We start from the raw sequence: 1,481 nt of genomic DNA on the forward strand, positions 1-1,481 counted from the left end.
TAAATGAGCTCGTGGCTCATTGTTGGATAGCCTCTCATTCTTAGATATCCGACGATTTGGTCAGGGCTCCAATCCAGTCGTAGCAAGGCCTCAGGTAACCTAAAGTCGCTTTTGCTGTAGCGCTTGTTTCTGCGCGAGCGGCTCAGCCGGTTACGAGCCATTTGCTGTGCCCGCCGTGGTTGATAAGAGTACCTATCGAAGAACTTGTTGTAACGACAATTGCGTTCAATTTCTCGATAGATAGTGGCTTTATGGCGCCCCAGTTGTTTAGCTATTTTAGCGGTACTAATTCCTTGCTTTCTKAGCGCAGAAATCATATACCTTTCGTTCTCAGTGAGGTGTGTGTATTTCATGTTTTTTACTTCTTGGCGGGAGCAAAGTTCATGATTATCGCACCTTACTGTTTTTATGTTCAGAGGTGTCGCACTTCGTACTTGAATCCAAGCAGTATATAAAAGCCCAAGCGATGGATTCGTCTGGCGGTCGATTAACTGGTAACGATATTCATGCTTATATCGTTAATGAATTTGGCAAACACTACCACCCAGATTCGAGCTACTATTTGCTCAACCATATGGGCTTTTCTTGGATAACTTCACGCGCCAAGCACCCTCGTCAATCCCTGCAAATTCAGGACGAAGCACGATTTGGCCAGCAAAACACGACAACTCGACTTTGGGTTGAGCGTGGCTCAAGACCAAGAGTGGTAAAACAGCAGCAGTTTGAATATGCGTATTTGTTTGGCTCAGTATGTCCCGCTAGAGGTATTGGCGAGGCAATGGTCGTTCCTTGGGTTAACAAGAACATTATGGTTGAGCATCTGAAGCAGCTCTCCACGGTGACCGAAAAAGGTCGTCACGCAGTGGTCATTATGGATGGCGCGGGTTGGCATACCAATGACATTGCTGAGCCATTTGATAATGTCAGTATCACCAAGCTCCCACCCTATTCACCAGAGCTAAACCCGATAGAACAAGTGTGGAGTGGGTTAAGACAACACTATCTCGCCAATCCATCTTTTGCGGATTACGAAGGCATTGTCTCCAAAGTATGTAGGACTTGGAATAGTTTTTTGGAATGTTCGACCAGAGTCAGACAGATGTGCTCGAGAAGATGGATAGACCTGACCAGTTAATTGTCCAGATTGGTATAAGCGGCAGAGCTTTCAACTCTGACATAAGCGAGAAGCATTCCCTTGAAAGAAAAATTCATCACGCTGAAAACGACAAAACCCAGTCCGAAGACTGGGTTTCTAAATAAGTGGCGGAGCGGACGGGACTCGAACCCGCGACCCCCGGCGTGACAGGCCGGTATTCTAACCAACTGAACTACCGCTCCGCACTGGTTAGACCTAAGTCTAAATTAAAAGCCTGGCGATGTTCTACTCTCACATGGGGAAACCCCACACTACCATCGACGCTATTTCGTTTCACTTCTGAGTTCGGAATGGGTTCAGGTGGGTCCAAAACGCTATGGTCGCC

The 1,481-nt window shown here is 47.0% G+C and carries 2 protein-coding genes, 1 tRNA gene and 1 rRNA gene; 1 reads left to right on the forward strand and 3 read right to left on the reverse strand.

From position 1 onward, the window contains the following. Positions 1-353: helix-turn-helix domain-containing protein (locus tag CIK04_RS30830; protein ID WP_142995048.1), on the reverse strand; the 353-nt coding region annotated here is incomplete at its 3' end. A 65-nt stretch (positions 354-418) separates the two neighbouring features. Between CIK04_RS30830 and CIK04_RS30835 the strand changes: the two genes are divergently transcribed. Further along, on the forward strand, positions 419-1,135 hold the full coding sequence (locus CIK04_RS30835; protein WP_176463261.1) for an IS630 family transposase: 717 nt from the start codon (positions 419-421) through the stop codon (positions 1,133-1,135). Positions 1,136-1,261: 126 nt separating this feature from the next. Here the strand turns inward: CIK04_RS30835 and CIK04_RS30840 are convergent. Next, positions 1,262-1,338 (reverse strand) — tRNA-Asp (locus CIK04_RS30840). Positions 1,339-1,368: 30 nt separating this feature from the next. Then, a 5S ribosomal RNA gene (gene rrf / locus CIK04_RS30845) occupies positions 1,369-1,481 on the reverse strand; the annotation flags it as partial.

Source organism: Vibrio sp. 03_296 (assembly GCF_002265885.1).